Below are 18,398 nucleotides of genomic sequence, written 5' to 3'. Positions count from 1 at the left end.
ACGAACCTGAGCTTGTCGGAGCACGGAATTCGAAAAAATAAGACAAGCGGCAGCTGCGAAAGAGAAATGCAGGGGGAGCAGAAACCGAGGGTGGATTCTGCTCCTTTTGGCATCGGGGAAGCGTATCGGATAGGCACGAAGACGGAGGTAACAGATATGAAAGCACAGACGGTGAAGCCTTTGATGAAGCCGATGTTTCGAATGCCGGCGAAAGAAGACTATCTGAAGGCAGCGCTCCGGGTCGCACACTGGCTCAGAGCGAACGCGGAACGGACAGAGGCGGGTATACACTGGTATGAAGATCCCATGCATCCCGAAGGGGAAACGGTTATGGGGGAGTTTTCGGTCTACAGCGGCATGCCGGGCCCGATTCTATTTTTGCTGGAGCTTTCGGAACTCACAGGGGATGTCTCCTGGCGAGAAGATGCTTGCCGCGCCGCGGATTATCTCTTGGCAAACTTTGACGAGGGGCGCAAGATGCAGACCGATATGGGGGTTCCGGGCTCCGAGATAGGTCCGATCAGCGGGACGGCGGGCTTAAGCTTTGTGTTCACCGAACTTGGGAAGGCAACGAGTAAACAGAAATACTTGGATTTTGCAGTCGCGGAAACGGAGAAGATTGCAGGGCTCGCGAGGCGGGTCGGAGAAGGCGTTGAATGGCTCGGTGAGCCGGGCGGAATTTCCTACGACGCGGGCATTGCCCTCTATCTGCTCTATGAGGCAAAGGCTTTTGGACGAGAGGACTGGAGAGAGTGTGCAATCCGCGCGGCGAGGCGTTTACTTGAACAGGCGATTGAAACAGAGGACGGCGCTTACAAGTGGCGTACCATCACGGTACCGAACATTGGCATCGATGACGGTGGTGAGATGCCGAACTTCTTTTACGGGACGGCAGGGACGGCTTATGTGCTGGGGCGTTTCTTTGAGGAAACCGGTGAGCCTGCCTTCCTCGAAGCAGCGGAGCGAGGTGCAGCTTATATAGAAAGAATTTGTATCCGAGAGGGAGAGAAGGTTCTGACACCATTCTGTCTCCCGAATCCCGAGCAGATATACTTCCTTGGCTTGTGTAACGGTTTTGCGGGGACGGTGAGACTCTTTTACCTCCTCTCGAGAATCAAAGAGACAGAACGCAAACCGCCCGAGGCATACGGAGACTTTGCCGTGCACATGATAGACGGCATTGTCGCGGCAGGCGCACCGGAGGTCCACTTCAAAGGCTACTGGAATGTAATCTGTATGTGCTGCGGAACGGCTTCGTTGTTAAATGTGTTGACGGGCTTTTATCTCGCAACTGAAGAGCAAAAGTATCTTGAACTCGCAGAGCGGAGCGGGCGTTATCTGTTAGGGCAGTTTACGGATCTCGGCGAAGAACAGGGGTGTTGGTTCCAGTCTTGGCATCGCATTGAGCCTTGGAAGGTGGACGCGCGCATTGGCTACTATGATGGCAATACCGGGGAAGCACTGCAACTCTTAGAACTCTATGCGGCACTTAGCGGAAAGTTCCGTTCGATTCGCTTCCCGGATGATCCTTTCCCGGCGGAGGGAAGCGTTGTGCAACGCTGAGTGCTGCACATTCGGAGGCAGCCAAAACGCAGACAAAGCGACCGGGAGCTTGTTCGAGCTTTGCGCGCGGCTTGTGCCTGTCTTTTCAGCATCGGCTGTTCTCAATTGTTACAAGCGAAACAAGAGAAGGCTTTTCCCACGGAAAGCCTTCTCTTGTTTCTGTTAAAAATAATTCGGAAAAGTCTTGTGAATTAAGTTAGTCTATGCTATCTTTATATTAAAGAGATTAGTTTAAACTAATCAATAACCAGACGGAGGGAAGAATTGTGAACAGTGTGCAGGTGATTCAGAGAAAGTTGCGGAAGTTCGGACTTGCGTTTCTCGCGTTGCTGGCACTTGGGGCCTGCGGGCAGAAGGGGCAGACGGCGGAGAGCAAGGCGGAGAGCGGGAAGCTCAAGGTGACGGTTACGACGACCTTCCTGCAGGATATGACGGAACAGCTTGCGGGCGACTATACCGATATTGCACTGGTCATCCCGGCGGGCGAGGATCCGCACAGCTATGAGGCAAAGCCGGAGGACAGGGAGAAGTTTAAGAGTGCAGATCTTGTCCTCTACCACGGTCTTCATTTTGAGGGACACATGACAGAGCTCCTGGAGGCGGTCAACGGTCATGCGGTCACGGCTTCTTTTGATCAGAATGATATTTTGTCTGCGGACAGCAGCATGGGACTCGCGGCGAATGCGGCGGATCCGCACTTCTGGTTCGATGTGAAGCTCTACGAGAAGGCCTGCGACGAGGCAGCCAAGGCGCTGATCGAGAAGATCCCGGCGCATGAAAAAGAGATTCAGGCAAACCTCAAGGCATACCAAGAAAAACTTGAGGCTTTGGATGCGGAGATTCGCACAACGCTTGCGGAAATCCCGGCGGAGAGTCGCATTCTGGTCACACCGCACGATGCTTTCCATTATTTTTCGAGGCGCTACGGCATGGAAGTGAAGGCGCCCCAGGGTGTCAGTACGGATGCGGAGCTCTCAACCAATGATATGGCGGAGACGGCGGACTTCATTGTCGCACACAAGATTAAGGCAATCTTTGCGGAGTCCACGACGGACCCGGCGCGGATGGAAAAGCTGAAGGAGAGCTGTGCGGCGCGCGGTTTTGCGGTCGAAGTGGTGAGCGGCGGAAGCGATGAGCTCTACAGCGATTCGCTCGCGCAAAAGGGCGAGGACGGCGACACCTATATCACGATGGTGGAACACAATGTGAAATTGATTGCGGCGCATCTGAAATAAGCGCAAGGAGAAAAGAATGAACGAAGAGATGGCGGCGGTCGCAGTGCATCAACTGTCTGCAGGGTACGGAAAGCGGACGGTGCTGCGGGACGTCGCTTTTTCTCTGCCCGCGGGAGAGAGAATTGCCTTAATCGGTCCGAACGGCGCGGGAAAGTCCACGCTCTTAAAGACCATGCTCGGTTTTTTGAAGCCAAAGAGCGGAACAGTGGAGATTTTCGGAGAGCCGCTTAAAAAGGTCAGGTCGCGCATCGCCTATATGCCGCAGAGCGCGGAGGTAAACTGGAATTTTCCGATTACCGTGGAGGGTGTCGCGGAGATGGGGCTCTTCTTTTCACTCGGCTGGTTTCGGAAGCCCGGAAAGGCAGAGCGGGAGCGGGTGGAACAGGCACTCGAAGAATTGGGACTCACGGATCTAAGGAAGCGACAGATTTCAGAGCTCTCGGGCGGTCAAAAAAAGCGCGTCTTTTTGGCGCGCGCTCTGGTGCAGAATGCGGATTTGTTTTTTCTCGATGAGCCACTTGCCGGCGTGGATTACCGGAGCGAGCGCGCCATCATGGAAAAACTGGAGGCGCTTGTCGGCGCGGGGAAGAGCGTAGTCGCCGTGCACCATGATGTCCACACGATTACGCGCTATTTTGACCGCGCAGTGCTTCTCGACGGCGGCACGGTACAGGCGGTCGGAGAAGCGCGGGAGGTTGTGGTGAGCGAAGCCATGCGACGCTGTTACGGTGAGGTGTTTCAAGCGGAGAAGTGGTTGTGATGCGTGTATTACTTTCCTACGATTTTTGGGTGGTCGCGAGCGGCGCAGCTCTCCTCGCGGCGATTGCCGCGGTGATCGGCTGCTTCAGCGTATACCGGGGGCAGAGTTTAATCGGTGATGCGCTGGGACACGCTTCTTATCCGGGCGTGGTGCTCTTTTTTATGCTGTTCCGGACAAGGAATCCGCTGATTCTCTGCCTCGGTGCGGCCGTGAGTGCCGCGGTTTCCTATGCCCTGATCCTCTGGCTGCAGGGTGAAAAAAAACTCGCGCTGGATGCCGTGCTCGCGACAGTGCTCGCCGGGATGTTCGGCCTCGGCATGGTATTAAAGACCTTTATTCAGGGTAATCCCGCGTTTCGGAATGCCTCACAGTCGGGACTCCGCGTCTATATCTTCGGCTCGGCGGCCTTTATGACGAAACGAGATGTGCTGCTTCTGCTTTGCGGTGCGGTGCTGCTCTCGATTCTCCTGCTGTTCTTTCGCAGGCCCTTGCAGTATTCGAGTTTCGATCTGGGGTATGCGGCCTCACTCGGCATTTCGGAGCGGCTCATGGGTGCGGTTATGCTGTTTCTGACGGTCGCGGTCATTGCCCTCGGCATACGGACGGTCGGCGCGGTGCTGATTTCGGCCTTTTTGCTGTTGCCCTGTGTCGCGGCCTCGCAGTGCGCAAAGACCCTTCCCGCGGTGCTCGGACTCGCCGCGCTGATGGCGGTGTGCAGTGCGCTGCTCGGCTGCGCCGTGAGTACAGGGATAGCCGGGATTTCGACCGGTCCTATGATCATTGTCTGCATGGGGGTATTTACATTAGCGGCATTTTTATTCCGCCTCGGAAAGGAGAGAGGATGAGGGACATCATTTTGGTGCTGCTCAGCACCTCGCTCTGCCTCGGCGTTCCGGGCTGCTTTCTGGTGCTTCGCCGCCTCTCGATGACGGCGGATGCGATAAGCCACGCAGTGTTGCTCGGCATAGCGCTCGGCTTTTTCTTTGTGCGGGATTTGAATTCGCCGGTTCTCATTGTCTCGGCGGCACTCTTCGGACTCTTTAGCATCCTTCTCACCGAATGGATTGCACTGCGCTGCAATATCGCGCGGGATGAGGCGCTCGGTCTGGTCTTTCCGGTCTTCTTTGCGCTCGGCGTCATCCTGGTGACACGCTGTTTTCGGAATGTGCACCTCGACACGGAACTCATTCTGATGGGAAATCCGCTGTTTGCGCCTTTTTTGCGGAGTTTTGGCTTGCCGCGCGCGGTACTCTTCAATTTGCTGCTCTTTGCGGTAAACTTGGCCTTCACGGGTCTCTGCTTCCGGCCGCTTTGCTATGCCTGCTTTGACCCCTCTTATGCAACCCTGCTCGGTCTGCCGCTTCAGCGAATTTTCTATGCATTGCTCACGCTGAGCGCGTTTAGTGCGGTGGTTGCGTTTCAAAGTGTCGGCGCAGTGCTCTCGATTGCCTTTTTTGTCGCAGCCGCGGCCGCGGCGAGTCTGCTCGCGCGAAGTCTCGGCGAGATGCTGTTTCTCACTTTAGCAATCGGCGCCGCGGTTGCGGTGCTCGGCACCGTGGCGGCACTTCGGCTGAATGTATCGCTATCCGGCATGTGCGCGACACTTTTCCTGTTCGTTTTGCTCCTGCTGCGTCTCTCAGCGCTCCTCCGCAATCATCAGCACGACGCCGATAATCAGAAGCACGGGACAGAATAAAATAGCTCTGATGCCGAAGATCGGGGACAAATTACCGCCGACACCGGCGCCGAGACCGAAAATCAGGATGATGCCGAAGTAGTAGAGGGCGCGCTCCAGCTGCTCTTTTTTCTTGCTGCGGAGATAACCGGAGACGGCAGCCGTGCCGCTTCTAAGATTGCCGATACACATGGTGCTCGCATAGGCATTGCCGTTTACTTTCCGGAAGGACTGTACCTGCATGGCGCAGGCAAAGGAGACCAGCATATTGGCCTGCAAATTCCATTCCTCTCCCAGAAACCCTACAATGCTGAGCAGCAGAATTTCGAGCAGCAGGATACTCTGCCGCCAGTGCAGGCGGCGCGCCTGTTTAAATCTGGCCTCAAACTGTTCCGCCGCGAAAATGCCGCCGGCAAAGGCGAAGAGCGGGAAGAGATAGCGGATGCCGCCGCTGAAATCGCCCGCAAGAAACTTGGTCGACATCAGGACAATGTTGCCGGTCTGCGCATTCGCAAAGACATGATTGCGGACAATGTAGGTATAGGCGTCCTGAAAGCCGCCGCTGAATGTGAGAAAGGCGGTGAGCAGCATGGTGTCGGAGACCTGACGCCTGGTGGGAGTTGTGTGGTTCTGCATGAGGAATCCTTTCTTCTGCGAGTGAGACAGAATCGTTCGTTCTTAAAGCATAGTAAGTTTTCTTTGATGGTGCAAGGCTCGGACAGTGCTTTCCGGTGAGGGCACGCGAAAAAGTGCACAATTCCGCGAATTCGCGCGGAAAATCCCCGGAAAGCCTTGACAATTCGTACTTTGACCAGTATAAGTCTTAGTAAATGCTTGTGGATTGCTTAAGTATTTCTTAAGCCTCAAAACAAATAAGGAGAGTGGAAATGAGAAAAGAGATTTTTGCATTCGCTCTGACCGCAGCGGTTTCGATTGTCGCTGCAGGCGCTGCCATCGCAGCACCCGGAAGTTCGACGAGTGTTTCGTCTACCTTTGCAACCTCTTCCGTTGCGACCCCGTCTGCGGGCAGCGGCATTGCAGGCGGCGGCGGTGGCGGCGGCAGAGGCGCACGTTCCTCCGGCGGCCGTATCGGCTCGAAAGGTGTCTGGACGAACAGCGCGGCACCGCAGACCGGTGCGGGCGCGTGGGTACAGTCCGGCAGCCGCTGGTGGTATCGCTATTCGAACGGCGGCTATGCGACGAACTGGGCGAAGCTCAGCTACAACGGCCGCACCGACTGGTACTTCTTCGACAGCGACGGCTGGATGCAGACCGGCTGGTACCAGGACAATACCGGCAAGTACTATCTGAATCCGGTTTCGGACGGAACGCAGGGCAGAATGGTCACCGGCACGCTGACAATCAACGGTGTCGAGTATCACTTTGAGACCCAGGCGGGCAACATGCAGGGTCACCTGATTCAGTAATTGAAATAACAAAAAAGCGGCGCGAGCCGCTTTTTTGTTGTCCGGTTTTCGGCTTTTCCGCCTGCTCATTCATGGAGCTCGAGCGGAAGCCCGTCCGGGTCAAAGAAGAAACACATCGCTTTGCCGGTGTAAGTATCGGTGCGGAGGGGCTCCACGCGGACGCCGGCTTGTTTCAGTTCCTCGGCAGTCTCGGCGACCGAGGCGACCCGAAAGGCGAGATGGCGAAGCCCCTGTGCTTCCGGGTAACTTTGGCGCGGCGGTGCGTCGGGCTTTATAAAGAGCTCCAGTTCGGCATCGCCGAGTTGCAGGTCGATTTTCCAATCGCCCTCTGCCTCGCGCCGGTGTTCACGAATCACGGGGAGTCCCAGAAGTTCCGCGTAAAAATGTCTGCTGCGCACATAGTCCGTTCCGATGACGGCGACATGGTGAATCGCCTCGAGTTTCAGGCTCATTCGACGGTCACGGACTTTGCGAGATTTCTCGGCTTGTCGACATCGAGCCCCTTCGAGACTGCGAGATAGTAGCCGAGGAGCTGGAGCGGAACCACTGCGAGGCTGTCCGCAAAGTGTTCGTCGGTCTTCGGGAGGAAGAACGCGAAGTTCACCGTGTCCTCAATGTCGTAGTTCCCCGAGGTCGTGAGACCCATCAGGTAAGCGCCGCGGCTCTTCACCTCGACGAGATTCGAGAGCGTCTTCTCATAGAGCTCGGACTGGGTGAGCACGCCGATTACAAGGGTGCCGTCCTCAATCAGGCTGATGGTGCCGTGCTTTAACTCGCCTGCCGCATAGGCTTCGGAGTGAATATAGCTGATTTCCTTCATCTTGAGGCTGCCTTCCATGCAGATGGCGTAGTCGATGCCGCGGCCGATGAAGAAGACATCCTTTGCGTTGCTGAACTTCGCGGCGAACCACTGGAGCCGCTCCTTGTCGTCGATGATGCGCTGCACCTTTTCGGGCAGGGCAGCAATCTCGGCGAGCAGGCGCTGCTCTTCGCGCTCGTCAATCAGGCCGCGCGCCTTGCCGAGGCAGATTGCGAGCAGGTAGACACCGATCAGCTGGGTCGAGTAGGCCTTGGTCGTCGCGACCGAAATCTCCGGCCCCGCATAGGTGTAGAGCACAAAATCCGCCTCGCGGGCAATGACGGAGCCGATCACGTTGACAATCGCGAGGGTCTTTAAGCCCTGCTCTTTGGCCTCGCGCATCGCCGCGAGCGTGTCCGCGGTTTCACCCGACTGGCTGATCACGACGACCAGGTTGTTCGGGTCGATCACCGGGTGGCGATAGCGGTATTCCGAGGCGAACTCGATGCGGACCGGGAGCTTTGCGAGATCTTCAATCACATACTGCGCCGTCGCGCCGACATGGTAAGCAGAGCCGCAACCGATAATCGTGACGCCGCTGAAGCTTAGAATCAGTTCATCCGTCAGACCGAGCTTTGCGAGGTCCACGCGGTAGTCGAGCTTCTTCCCGTCGGTCTCGTCGCTTAAGTAGGCGCGGAAGGTGTCGGCAATAGCCTTCGGCTGCTCGTGAATTTCCTTCATCATGAAGTGCTCATAGCCGCCCTTTTCGGCTGCGGTCTCATCCCAATCGATCAGCACCGGTGTCTTCTCGACGACATCGCCGTTCAAGTCGTAGAAGGTGACACTGTCCTTGGTCACGCGGCCCATCTCAAAGTTGTCGATGTAGCAGACGCGGCGGGTGTACTTTAAGCAGGCGGACGGATCCGAGGCGATGAAGTTCTCACCCTCACCGAGTCCCACAATCAGGGGGTTATCCTTTCTGGCGAGGTACACCTGTTCCGGGTAGTCGCGGAACATGATTGCGAGCGCATAGCTGCCGCGGACGCGGACCAGGGTCTTCGCAATCGCATCGATCGGGCCCATCTTGTACTTCTTATAGTAGTAATCGATGAGATTCACAATCGCCTCGGTGTCGGTCTGCGAGTAGAAGTGGTAGTCGTGGCGCGCGAGCTTTTCCCGGATTTCCAGATAGTTCTCAAAGATGCCGTTGTGGACTGCGAGCACGGAGCCGTCTTCCGAGACATGCGGGTGCGCATTGGTCTCCGAGGGGACGCCGTGGGTCGCCCAGCGCGTATGTCCGATGCCGCAGCACCCCTTCAGCGCATGGCCGTTGTCGGTCTTATCAGCGAGGACGCGGAGCCGTCCCTTGGCTTTGACAACAACCGGTTCTTTGTCGCCATCGCGGACAGCAATGCCGGCGGAGTCATAGCCGCGGTATTCCAGCTTCTCCAAGCCCTCCAGCAAAATGGGGGCAGCCTGCCTGCTGCCGACGTATCCAACAATTCCGCACATAAAAATCCTCCTTTTTCAATGTGAATATTTTATCACGAATGGGCAAGGGTTTGAACCTATAGAAAAGCTATGTTAAAATAGGCGGAAAAAAACGGAAGAGGAGTTGCATGGGAAAGATATTTTGTTTTGGCAACGACGTGGACACAGATCAGATCATCGCGTCGCAATACCTCCTGTACCCGAGTGTCGAGGAAATGGCACCGCATTGCTTTGAGTCCCTGGACGAGAACTTTGCGTCGGCGGTCAGAGAGGGGGACTTTGTGGTGGCACGCGACAATTTCGGCTGCGGCTCATCGAGAGAGCAGGCACCGGCTGTCTTAAAGGCGCTCGGCGTGCGCGCCGTGTTTGCCAACAGCTTTGCGCGCATCTTCTTCCGGAATGCGATTAATATCGGGCTGCCGGTCATTGTCTGCGAGGGACTGATTGACAAGGTAAAGCCGGGCGAGGAGCTCTCGCTCGACATGGAAAGCGGCACGGTGTGTGTGAACGGACAGAACTATCGCTGTACGAAACTGCCGCCGAAGATGCAGGCAATTCTGGACCAGGGCGGTCTCATTGCGGCGCTGAACCGGGAGGAAGCATAATGGCTATGACTATGGCGGAGAAGATCATTGCGCGCGCGGCGGGAAAGACCAAGGTGCACGCGGGTGATATCGAGACGGTCACGCTCGACTATATGATGTCAAACGACGGCACGACCCATCTCACCATCGGCATGTACGAGAACTTAAAGCACCCGCGCATTGCGGATAAGGACAAGCTGGTCTGGATTGTCGACCACAATGTTCCGGCAGATTCGGTGAAGACAGCAGCCTCGCATAAGAAAATGCGCGATTTTGCGCGGGCAAACGGCATTGCGTTCTATGAGGGCGAGGGTGTCTGTCACCAGATTATGCTCGAAAAATATGTGTCCCCCGGACAGTTTATTTTTGGCGCGGACTCCCATACCTGTGCCTACGGCGCGCTCGGCGCGTTCGGAACCGGTGTCGGCTGCACCGACTATCTCTATGCGATGGTCACGGGACAGAGCTGGGTGCTGGTCCCGAAGACCCTGCGTTTTGAGCTCCGCGGCAGTTTGCCGCAGGGTGTCTACGCGCGCGACCTGATTCTCACGATGATCGGCAAGATCGGCGCAAACGGCGCGAATTATAAGGCCATGGAGTTTGGCGGCGAGGGACTCGCTTCGCTCAGCATTGCCGACCGCATTGCGCTCTGCAATCTCTGCGTGGAGGCGGGGGCAAAGACCGGTCTCTGCGAGGTGGATGCGAAGACGCTCGACTACCTGAAAGAGCACGGCAGAGAGCCGGTCGCTGTCCTGAATCCGGACAAGGATGCGGAGTATGAAGAGGTGTTTGAAATCAATCTCTCGGAAATTCGCCCGATTGTCGCAAAGCCGCATTTTGTGGACAATGTAGTCCCGGCGGAGGAATGCAACGGCATTCCCATTGACGAGGCCTTCCTCGGCTCCTGCAACAACGGCAGAATCGAGGATCTTCGCGTAGGCGCGGAACTGCTCCGCGGCAGAAAGGTTGCGGACAGCGTGCGCTTTCTCGTGGTTCCGGCGAGCCGCGCGGTCTATGAAGAGGCGCTCCGCGAGGGTCTCCTGAAAATCTTTATGGACGCGGGGGCCATTGTGATGAACCCGAACTGTTCGGTCTGCTGGGGTTCCTGCCAGGGCGTCATCGGTGAGGGCGAGACCCTGATCAGCACGGGAACCAGAAACTTTAAGGGGCGCTCCGGCCACAAGGATTCTTACGTGTACCTTGCGAGTGCGGCGACGGTCACGGCGAGTGCTGTGAAGGGCGAAATCTGCACGGCAGAGAGTTTGACAAAGTGAGGCGGCAGATGGAAGAATTTCAGGGAAAAGTTTGGAAGCTCGGAGATGATATCGACACCGACATCATACTCCCGACGGAATATCTGGTCTTTCCGACCATTGCGGAGATGAAGCCCTATGCGTTTTCGCCGCTCCGCCCCGAGCTCGCAGGCAAAATAGCGCCGGGCGATATCATTGTCGGCGGCGAGAACTTTGGCTGCGGCTCCTCGCGCGAGCAGGCCCCGGAAGTCGTGAAGGCGCTCGGCGTGCGCGCGGTCATCGCAAAGAGTTTTGCGCGCATCTTCTTTCGGAATGCGATTAACAACGGCCTTCTCTTAATCGAGTGCCGAGAGCTCTCGGATGAAGTGCGCGAGGGAGACACGATTTCGGTGACGGTCGGCGAAAAAATACACGCAAACGGCAAGGACTATAAAATCGCGGCACTGCCCGAGAATCTCATGGAGATTTTGAATGCGGGCGGACTGGTCAAGGCGATGCGGAAGAGAAATGGGCTTAACTGAGATGAAAATGACAATGATTGAAAAGCTGATTGCCGCAAAGGTCGGGCACGCGGTGAAGCCCGGCGACATTGTGACAGTCGGCGCGGACCGCGTGATGCTGGACGACATCATGATGCCCTTCATCGCGGCCAAATTTGAAGAGATGGGCTTTCAAAAGCTCTGGGATCCCGAGAAGGTCGTGATTATCTGCGACCATCTGGTGCCGGCAAGTCAGGTCGACGATATCCGCGCCTACAAGCTCTCGAATGACTTTGCGGCGAAGTACGGAATTCCGAACCTGCACCGGAGCGACGGCATCTGCCACCAGCTCATGACCGAGGCGGGCTATGTAAAGCCGGGTGACCTGGTCTTCGGAACGGATAGTCACACGACGACCTACGGCTGTGTCGGCGCGTTTTCGACCGGCATCGGCTATACGGAGATGGCGGCGGTGCTCGGCACCGGAGAAATCTGGCTCCGCGTGCCGGAGACCATACGGATTGAGATTAACGGCGAGCTCCCGGAAAACGTGATGTCGAAGGATGTGATTCTGCGCATCATCGGCGACTTGACGGCCGCGGGTGCAACCTACTGCGCGCTCGAGTTCACCGGTGACACGGTCAGAGCAATGAGCCTTTCCTCCCGCATGACCATGGCAAATATGGGCATTGAGGCGGGGGCAAAGTGCGCGCTCTTTGCGCCGGATGAGAAGACTGCGGAATACCTCGGCATCGAGCTCACGGAAGCAGAGCGCGCCTTGGCGGGCGATGCGGACGCGCCCTGCGCGCGTGTACTCCGGTACCGCGCCGAGGACTTTGTGCCCGTCATGGCGCTGCCCTCGAATGTGGACCATGTCGCAGCGATTCGCGACCTGGAACCCGTGGCCATCGACCAGGTATTCCTCGGCTCCTGCACAAACGGACGGCTTGAGGACTTGATGGCGGCCGCAGAGATTCTGAAGGGCAAGCACATTGCGCCCTTTGTGAAACTCATCGTGACGCCGGCCTCCCGGAAAATCTGGGAAGAGGCAGAGGCAAACGGCACCTTGGCGATTCTCTCGGCGGCGGGCGCCATGATTACCCACCCGTCTTGCGGACTCTGCTGCGGGCGAACCGGCGGCATTCTCTCGGACGGAGAGCGCGTGGTTGCGACCAACAATCGAAACTTCCTCGGCAGAATGGGGAGTTCCAAGGTCGAGATTTATCTCGCTTCCCCGAAGAGTGCGGCGGCCTCGGCACTCACAGGCAGACTCACGGAGGCAACATGCTGAATCAGTTTTCGAGAACCCAGCTCTTGCTCGGTGTCCCGGCGATGGAGAGACTCAAGGCTTCCCGCGTCGCGATTTTCGGACTCGGCGGCGTGGGCGGCTATGTCGCGGAGGCACTCGCGCGGAGCGGTGTCGGCGCACTGGACTTAATCGATGACGACAAGGTCTGTCTCACGAATTTAAACCGCCAGATACTCGCTCTGCGTTCGACCGTCGGCAAATATAAGGTTGAGGTCGCGGCGGCGAGAGTGGCGGAAATCAATCCGGACTGCCGCGTGACCATGCATCGCATGTTTTATCTGCCGGAGACTGCGGATCACTTTGACTTTCGCGATTACGACTATGTGGTCGATGCGATTGACACCGTGACCGGCAAGATTCAGCTCATTTTGCAGGCAAGAGAGGCGAATACCAAAATCATCAGCTGCATGGGCGCGGGCAATAAGCTGGACCCGACCAAGTTTGCAATTGCGGATATTTATAAGACCAGTGTGGACCCGCTGGCGCGCGTCATGCGCCGCGAGTTAAAGAAGCGGGGCGTCCGGAAGTGTAAGGTGGTCTACTCGACCGAAGCACCGGTCAGACCCCTGGAGGATCCGAGCATCAGCTGCCGGAATCACTGTGTGTGTCCGCCCGGCACCGAGCGGAAGTGCACCGAGCGCCGGGATATCCCGGGCAGCACGGCCTTTGTCCCGGCGGTTGCGGGACTGATACTCGCGGGCGAAGTGGTGCGTGAGCTCGCGGGGGAGAGAGAAGCATAAGTTTCATTTGGCTTTGCGGGGGAGAAAAGCTAAAATAGAATCAGCGGAGGATAGGACGATGAAAGTCAGACGAGCGATTACTTTTTTGGCGGCAGCGGCAATTCTTGTGACCGCGCTCCCGCAGGCAGCGGAGGCTGCGACCATAACCCGCGGCAAGAGAACCGTGGCATCCGACAAGGTTTTTGTGCCGGATCGCTATCGCGTCAATGCGCGGAGCGAAAAGGCGGCGGCGAATCAGAACCTGTCACAGTTTGTGGGAACCGGGAGCGGCACAAACGGCGCGGGGACCTTTTCCTACGAGGCTTTGACCGAGGCCTATCGGAACAGAGCGCCGTTTTTAAAGAGCAGACAGGACGACAACGGGCGACCGCTGACGGTCGTTTCGGACTGCGGAAGCTACTATGCGCTCGACTTTGTCTCGCTCTACGCGGCGGTCAAATACAATGCGGAGGCGGTTGAGAGCCTGGCGGTCGGCGATACGTTCCCGCTCGACGGAAAGAGCTATGTGCTCACGGCAGTGCGGGAGGACGGTACGCGGGTCTTTTCTCGGACGGGATTTGCGACCGAAGAAGAGATGTCGCTTCGGCATGTCGCGCCGAAGGGGAAAAAAGCGTATTACATTGCCGATGAGAGCGCGGCACTCTACTATACCGGCAAGGTGCGAATCAATAAGGATGCGGCGATTCATGCGGGCGACAAGACGCTCACGGCGGAGCAGTACCTGACGGCAGCCGGAAACGGGCAGAGAGAGGGTTTCCGGGGCGGTTACAACGAAAGAGAACAGTGGATTTCTCTGGACGGCAGCTTCACCCTGGACGCAGCCGGTAATATCGCGGACTTTACGGAGCGCTGAGGCGAATGTTTCTCTTTGAGACAGCACCGGACGGCAGCTTAGTGCTCTCGGGAGTGCGGGACGCCGGAGTAGCGCTCACGGTGCCTGACAGCCGGGACGGTGCGGCTGTCCGTCGCGTCGCGCGCGGGGCTTTTCGGGAGCTTTCCGGCGTTAGAACGCTTGACTTCGCGCCCGGGATTGCGGAAATCGGCGATTTTGCCTGTTACGGCATGCCGGATCTAATCAGCGTCTCGCTCTCCGAGACGCTGACCGAAGTCGGCGATGCGGTGTTTCGTGCCTGTGATGCCCTGCAGAGCGTGCACTACGCCGCGCCGCAGGGCAATTTTTATGCGCTCCGCGCGCTGCTCTCGGAGCCGGAACCGGCGTTTCGCTGCGAACTGAAACTCTCTGACGGCGAGGCGGAACTCTACTTTCCGTCATTTCAAAATGAGTTCGATGAAGACACCATGGCGCGCGCGATTCACCCGCGGATTGAGGGCTGCGGCTACGCCTTCCGGGAGTGTGTGACACGGCGGGAAATCGATTTTTTCCAGTATGACCGCCAGTTTGAACGGGCCGCGGCGGCGGAGCGGGAAGTTGCCTGCCGCATTGCAATCGGGCGCCTCCGTTCCCCCTATCGGCTCGCCGAAGTGCGGCGCAAAGCGTACAGGGACTATCTCGCGGCCGAGAGCGAGACCGCGGCAGAGCTCGCCTTCCGGGACTGGGAGGCAAGTCATGACAGGGCACGCCTCATAGCGCTGCTGACTTGGCTCAGGCGAGAGCAACTTCTCTCCGAAGAAGCGCGGCGCTATGCGCTTCATGAGGCGGGAAAGGCGAAGCTCCCGGAACTCTGCGCCGAACTCATGCAGGGCAGGGAACAAAGGCAGAGCACGGATTTTTCGCTCTGAGAGAGGAGGAGACATGAGCGGCAATCGCGAAGCGCTTACGGCGGCAGGCGAAAAGATATGGAATTATACCGTCACGGAATTGAGCCTCGCGCTGCCGTTTCTTCGCAGTGCCTTCTTTCTGCTTCGCCCGCAGATGGATCTGCGCATTCAAAATATAGGAACGGACGGAAGTGCGGTCGCCTACCAGCCGCGCTACCTGTTGCAGTGCTTTGTCGACAATCCGAGGGCGCTACGGCGGACCTGCTTTCACCTCTTTTTGCATTGCATCTTCCGCCATGTCTACCATGTGCCGGCGGCTGCGGCGGACAGGGAAAACTGGGACCTCGCGGCGGATGTCGCGGTCGAGTACCTCGCGGACTCTCTGGATGAAGACATCCTAAGAGAGACAGAGAGCGATACGCGGCGCGCCTGGTATGAGCGCTTTCTTGCGGAGAGCCGCATCATGACAGCGGAGCGCATCTACCGCAGTTTACAGGGCATGGACTTAAGTTACGACGAGCGGGAAGAACTTCGGAAAACCTTTTGGCGTTGCGACCACAGTCTCTGGAAAAATCCGGAGACCAAGCCGCCGAAGACAGAGGAAAAGTCTCTGCCGGCCGAGGAGAAGCGCTGGGAGGATGCGGCGGAACATGTCGAAAAAATGCTCCTTGCCGCCGGAAAAGAGGCGGGCAAGGGCGCGGAGAGCTTTCTCCGCACCCTTCGCGTGCAGGGAGAAGCGCGGCTCTCCTACGGGGAAATCCTGCGCCGCTTTGCGGTTGAGCGGGAGGTTATGGAGATCGACCCGGACGCCTTTGACTACGGGTTCTACTACTACGGCATGGAGCACTACGGCAATATGCCCCTGATTGAGGAAAACGAGTACCGCGAGGAGCGGCGCATTGCAGCGCTGGTCATCGCCATCGACACTTCGGCCTCGACCCAGCACGGAGATGTGGAGCAGTTTTTTGCGGAGACTTTGGGTATCTTTCGCGAAGAGCAGGCCTTTTTCCGCGATGCGAAAATTCATCTGATTCAGTGCGATGAGGCTGTCAGGCAGGACAGGCGCTGCCATAGCCTCGGCGAACTTGAGGCCGCGCGGGACAGCCTGCAGCTATCGGGCGGCGGCGGCACGGATTTTCGTCCGCTGTTTCGCTATCTGGAGGAACTGACGGCACAGGGGGCCTTGTCGGGGCTTCGCGGTGTATTTTATTTTACGGACGGAGAGGGACAGTTTCCGGAACGGGCAACCCCCTACCAGACCGTCTTTGTATTTCCGGGGCGCGAGGAGAGCGTGGAACAACGTGTTCCCGCCTGGGCGCTCAAGGCATATCTGGAGGAGAAGAAGGCGTGAACATTCAAGAGGCAAAAGAGGAAATTTCCCGCGCAATCGATGCCTATTTGTGGAAGGATGAGAGCGGGCACTATCGGATTCCCAGGGAGCGGCAGCGCCCCCTTCTCCTGATGGGCGCACCCGGCGTCGGCAAGACTGCGATTATGCGCCAGCTCGCCGAGGAGAAGGGACTCGCGCTCGTCTCCTATACCATTTCTCATCACACGCGCCAGAGCGCCATCGGCCTTCCGGTTGTGACCGAGCAGTTTTTTGACGGCAGACCGCAAAAGACCACAAACTACACGATGAGCGAGATTGTGGCCTCGGTCTATGAGATGATGGAGAAGAGCGGCAAGCGGGAGGGAATTTTATTCCTCGACGAGATCAACACGGTTTCGGAGACGCTTGCGCCGACCATGTTGCAGTTTCTCCAGTACAAGACCTTCGGTACCCACCGCGTGCCGGACGGCTGGGTCATTGTGACCGCGGGCAACCCGCCCGAGTATAACCGCGCGGTGCGAGACTTTGACGTGGTGACCAAGGATCGCGTGCGCGAACTTCGCGTGACGGCGGATTTTGCGGTCTGGAAGCACTACGCCTTAGAGCGCGGCATGCACGGCGCGGTTCTCGCCTTCCTGGAACTTGAGCCCGAGGCTTTCTTCTTTGTGCGCGCGGGCGAGACGGGCAAGCGCTTTGTGACTGCGCGCGGCTGGGAGGATCTCTCGGATTCGCTGAAGGCCTATGAGGCGCTTCAACTCGACGTGAGCGGAGATTTCACCGCTTCCTTTTTGCAGGATGCGGAAATCGCGGATAAGTTTTACCGCTATTACCTGCTGTATCGGAAGTACGCAGCGCTCTACGATATTGCGGGCATTCTCTGCGGCAGGGAGAAGGCGGATGCCGCAAGGCTCAAAAAGACCGGTTTTGATGAGAAGCTCAGCTTTATTGCGCTGCTCTCTTCGGCAATCGGGGAGCGCGTCCGGAAGTGGCAGGAGGACTTCCGGGTGCAGCAAGAGGTCTTTCGTATTCTGAAAGAAATCCGGGACGCAGAGGCAGTGGGGCAGACAGCCGTCACAGAGGCACTCCGGGAGGCATGCTTTGCGGCCGAGCAGCGATTATTGCGGGAGCAGGCGGCCGAGGCGCTGTCGCCGTCGCGGGAGCGGCAGCTCACGGAAGTTGTCACAAGGCTCCGGCACTATGAGACCTTGGCGGATGCGGCAGAGCCGAAAGATGCCTTTGCCGCGCTGCGCACAGCTTTTACGGCCGACGAAGCGGCCAGAAAGCAGCGCGAGGCAGAGACCGGAGAGGCACTGTCGCGCTCGCTCCGTTTTATGGCGGAGGGCTTCGGCGAGGGACAGGAGCTTGCACTCTTCCTGACCGAACTCAACGAAAACAGCGCGGTGCTCGCCTTTGCGGATGAGACAGGTCACGCGGACTATGCGCGCTACAATCAGCTCTTACTGCTCAGAGATCGCAGAGAGACTTTAAAAGAGGAGGTTATGCAGTTCTTATGAGATTTGTACTGCAATGTGTGAGTCAGGCGTCCTGCACGGTCGAGGGGCGCGTGACCGGCGCAATCGAAAGAGGGTATCTCATTCTGGTCGGCATCTCGGACAGCGACACCGAGGAGACCGCCGACCGCATGCTAAGGAAAGTGGCGGGACTTCGCATCTTCCCCGATGAGAACGGCAAGACAAATTTAAGTCTCGCGGAGATCGGGGGCAGCGTACTCTTAATCTCGCAGTTTACGCTCTATGCGGATTGCCGGAAGGGAAATCGCCCCTCATTTGTGAAGGCGGGTAAGCCCGAACACGCGGAGCGACTCTATCGCTATCTTCTCGACACTTGCCGCAGGGAAGGGATCGGCAAGACGGTGGAAGAGGGCGTATTCGGCGCGGACATGAAAATTGCGCTTGTGAACGAAGGACCGTTTACGCTGGTGCTCGATTCGGAGGAACTGCTCCGCAAATAAAAAGTATTTGCTAGATTGCAAGATCAAGTAGGACAGTCTGAAATAATTCCTCCGGCGAACTG

At 57.6% G+C, this 18,398-nt stretch carries 19 protein-coding genes; 16 read left to right on the top strand and 3 right to left on the bottom strand.

Annotation, left to right across the window (positions count from 1 at the left end):
• Positions 1 to 156: 156 nt before the first annotated feature.
• The 5 genes from ACO4XG_RS02975 to ACO4XG_RS02955 all read left to right on the top strand — a co-directional run bounded on the left by ACO4XG_RS02975 (position 157) and on the right by ACO4XG_RS02955 (position 5,254).
• Positions 157 to 1,563, top strand: a complete 1,407-nt coding sequence (locus ACO4XG_RS02975) for a lanthionine synthetase LanC family protein (protein WP_308509012.1) — start codon at positions 157 to 159, stop codon at positions 1,561 to 1,563.
• 266 nt (positions 1,564 to 1,829) lie between these two features.
• A complete protein-coding gene (locus ACO4XG_RS02970) occupies positions 1,830 to 2,798 on the top strand; it encodes a metal ABC transporter solute-binding protein, Zn/Mn family (protein WP_308509013.1) in 969 nt (322 codons plus the stop codon).
• 16 nt (positions 2,799 to 2,814) lie between these two features.
• Positions 2,815 to 3,558 (top strand): metal ABC transporter ATP-binding protein, encoded by a 744-nt coding sequence (locus ACO4XG_RS02965; protein WP_308509014.1) that lies wholly within the window; start codon positions 2,815 to 2,817, stop codon positions 3,556 to 3,558.
• Positions 3,558 to 4,403 (top strand): metal ABC transporter permease, encoded by an 846-nt coding sequence (locus ACO4XG_RS02960; protein WP_308509034.1) that lies wholly within the window; start codon positions 3,558 to 3,560, stop codon positions 4,401 to 4,403. The genes ACO4XG_RS02965 and ACO4XG_RS02960 overlap by 1 nt, the downstream gene beginning before the upstream one ends.
• On the top strand, positions 4,400 to 5,254 hold the full coding sequence (locus ACO4XG_RS02955) for a metal ABC transporter permease (protein WP_308509015.1): 855 nt from the start codon (positions 4,400 to 4,402) through the stop codon (positions 5,252 to 5,254). The genes ACO4XG_RS02960 and ACO4XG_RS02955 overlap by 4 nt, the downstream gene beginning before the upstream one ends.
• Here ACO4XG_RS02955 and ACO4XG_RS02950 read toward each other — a convergent pair.
• Entirely contained in the window at positions 5,195 to 5,869 is a 675-nt protein-coding gene (locus ACO4XG_RS02950) for a YoaK family protein (protein ID WP_308509016.1), read from the bottom strand. The genes ACO4XG_RS02955 and ACO4XG_RS02950 overlap by 60 nt on opposite strands.
• Positions 5,870 to 6,120: 251 nt before the next feature.
• Between ACO4XG_RS02950 and ACO4XG_RS02945 the strand changes: the two genes are divergently transcribed.
• Positions 6,121 to 6,660 carry a hypothetical protein gene (locus ACO4XG_RS02945; protein ID WP_308509017.1) on the top strand — a complete coding sequence of 180 codons (540 nt, stop codon included), beginning with the start codon at positions 6,121 to 6,123 and terminating at the stop codon, positions 6,658 to 6,660.
• 65 nt (positions 6,661 to 6,725) lie between these two features.
• On the opposite strand, the gene gloA2 is transcribed toward ACO4XG_RS02945, so the two are convergent.
• A complete protein-coding gene (gene gloA2 / locus ACO4XG_RS02940; RefSeq protein WP_308509035.1) occupies positions 6,726 to 7,106 on the bottom strand; it encodes an SMU1112c/YaeR family gloxylase I-like metalloprotein in 381 nt (126 codons plus the stop codon).
• A gap of 2 nt (positions 7,107 to 7,108) precedes the next feature.
• The gene (glmS, locus tag ACO4XG_RS02935) at positions 7,109 to 8,971 is read right to left on the bottom strand and encodes a glutamine--fructose-6-phosphate transaminase (isomerizing) (protein WP_308509018.1); all 1,863 of its coding nucleotides are present in this window, start codon (positions 8,969 to 8,971) and stop codon (positions 7,109 to 7,111) included.
• Positions 8,972 to 9,078: 107 nt separating this feature from the next.
• On the opposite strand from glmS, the gene ACO4XG_RS02930 reads away from it, so the two are divergent.
• Genes ACO4XG_RS02930 through dtd form a run of 10 tightly spaced genes read left to right on the top strand, consistent with a single transcriptional unit; the run spans position 9,079 to position 18,336 of the window.
• Positions 9,079 to 9,555 (top strand): LeuD/DmdB family oxidoreductase small subunit, encoded by a 477-nt coding sequence (locus ACO4XG_RS02930; RefSeq protein WP_308509019.1) that lies wholly within the window; start codon positions 9,079 to 9,081, stop codon positions 9,553 to 9,555.
• Positions 9,555 to 10,808, top strand: a complete 1,254-nt coding sequence (locus ACO4XG_RS02925) for a 3-isopropylmalate dehydratase large subunit (protein ID WP_308509020.1) — start codon at positions 9,555 to 9,557, stop codon at positions 10,806 to 10,808. Before ACO4XG_RS02930 ends, ACO4XG_RS02925 begins: the two co-directional genes overlap by 1 nt.
• A gap of 8 nt (positions 10,809 to 10,816) precedes the next feature.
• The gene (locus ACO4XG_RS02920; protein ID WP_308509021.1) at positions 10,817 to 11,308 is read left to right on the top strand and encodes a LeuD/DmdB family oxidoreductase small subunit; all 492 of its coding nucleotides are present in this window, start codon (positions 10,817 to 10,819) and stop codon (positions 11,306 to 11,308) included.
• A gap of 1 nt (position 11,309) precedes the next feature.
• Positions 11,310 to 12,557 (top strand): aconitase/3-isopropylmalate dehydratase large subunit family protein, encoded by a 1,248-nt coding sequence (locus ACO4XG_RS02915; protein WP_308509022.1) that lies wholly within the window; start codon positions 11,310 to 11,312, stop codon positions 12,555 to 12,557.
• Positions 12,551 to 13,315 (top strand): tRNA threonylcarbamoyladenosine dehydratase, encoded by a 765-nt coding sequence (locus tag ACO4XG_RS02910; protein ID WP_308509023.1) that lies wholly within the window; start codon positions 12,551 to 12,553, stop codon positions 13,313 to 13,315. Before ACO4XG_RS02915 ends, ACO4XG_RS02910 begins: the two co-directional genes overlap by 7 nt.
• Before the next feature lie 58 nt (positions 13,316 to 13,373).
• Positions 13,374 to 14,168 carry a hypothetical protein gene (locus ACO4XG_RS02905; RefSeq protein WP_308509024.1) on the top strand — a complete coding sequence of 265 codons (795 nt, stop codon included), beginning with the start codon at positions 13,374 to 13,376 and terminating at the stop codon, positions 14,166 to 14,168.
• A gap of 5 nt (positions 14,169 to 14,173) precedes the next feature.
• The gene (locus ACO4XG_RS02900) at positions 14,174 to 15,055 is read left to right on the top strand and encodes a leucine-rich repeat protein (RefSeq protein WP_308509025.1); all 882 of its coding nucleotides are present in this window, start codon (positions 14,174 to 14,176) and stop codon (positions 15,053 to 15,055) included.
• A gap of 13 nt (positions 15,056 to 15,068) precedes the next feature.
• Positions 15,069 to 16,385, top strand: a complete 1,317-nt coding sequence (locus ACO4XG_RS02895) for a vWA domain-containing protein (RefSeq protein ID WP_308509026.1) — start codon at positions 15,069 to 15,071, stop codon at positions 16,383 to 16,385.
• Entirely contained in the window at positions 16,382 to 17,878 is a 1,497-nt protein-coding gene (locus ACO4XG_RS02890) for an ATP-binding protein (RefSeq protein WP_308509027.1), read from the top strand. The genes ACO4XG_RS02895 and ACO4XG_RS02890 overlap by 4 nt, the downstream gene beginning before the upstream one ends.
• The gene (gene dtd, locus ACO4XG_RS02885) at positions 17,875 to 18,336 is read left to right on the top strand and encodes a D-aminoacyl-tRNA deacylase (protein ID WP_308509028.1); all 462 of its coding nucleotides are present in this window, start codon (positions 17,875 to 17,877) and stop codon (positions 18,334 to 18,336) included. Before ACO4XG_RS02890 ends, dtd begins: the two co-directional genes overlap by 4 nt.
• Positions 18,337 to 18,398: the final 62 nt, after the last annotated feature.

It is taken from the genome of Stomatobaculum sp., from assembly GCF_057248925.1.
Note: the sequence above shows the minus strand (reverse complement) of the source record. Positions and strands in the feature narration are given on the sequence as shown.